Origin of the sequence: Glutamicibacter sp. HZAU (assembly GCF_004100365.1) — a bacterium.
GTDB classification, from domain to species: domain Bacteria; phylum Actinomycetota; class Actinomycetes; order Actinomycetales; family Micrococcaceae; genus Glutamicibacter; species Glutamicibacter nicotianae.
The window spans coordinates 1-573 of record NZ_SCKZ01000032.1 but is presented as its reverse complement, the minus strand read 5'-3'; the positions used below and the strand labels follow the sequence as shown (position 1 = coordinate 573).

Genomic DNA, 573 nt, shown 5'->3' with positions numbered 1-573 from the left:
CCCAAACTCACCCTCTTCCCGGTAGCGGCCTGCCCATTTCCGGGCAGTGATCGGGGAGACCATGAACATCTTTGCGGCGATCGTGGCCGGATAGCCGTCTTCGACAATCAGCCGAGCTAACCGGAGACGGGCACGAGGAGTGAGAAGAGCGTTCGGATGGGTCATCAATTGGCCTCCGCCGCGGTCTTCGTAAGCGCGCGTCTGGTGAGAAGCATGATGACGAGAGCGATCGCTGTCAGCACCGAAGCGACCCAAACCGGCGCGAGCAGCCCCAGCCCGGTCGCGAGCCCGAGCGCACCAAGCACGGGCCCCGCTGCAGCTCCGATATTCAATGCTGCGGTTGCGTACGAACCGCCCATCGTTGGCGCACCCGATGCTGCATACAGCACACGCGTGATCAGAGTACTGCCGACGCCGAACGACAGGAATCCCTGAACGAGGACGAGGACGATAAGCGCAACGGGATGAGATGCGACCACTGCCAACACGATCCAGCCTGTCAGCAATAGCGGTCCGCCGACTGCGAGCACGAGGCCAGGTCGTTGATCTGATAGTCGTCCTGCGATCGTGACG

At 62.3% G+C, this 573-nt stretch carries 1 protein-coding gene and 1 pseudogene; both read right to left on the bottom strand.

The features are described 5' to 3' along the window. Positions 1 to 165, bottom strand: a 165-nt coding sequence (locus EKH49_RS16405; RefSeq protein ID WP_269088471.1) for a helix-turn-helix domain-containing protein, incomplete at its 3' end; no start/stop codon positions are given. Next, positions 165 to 573 (bottom strand): annotated as a pseudogene (locus EKH49_RS16400) (Cmx/CmrA family chloramphenicol efflux MFS transporter); the annotation flags it as partial. The pseudogene EKH49_RS16400 and the gene EKH49_RS16405, both read right to left, overlap by 1 nt.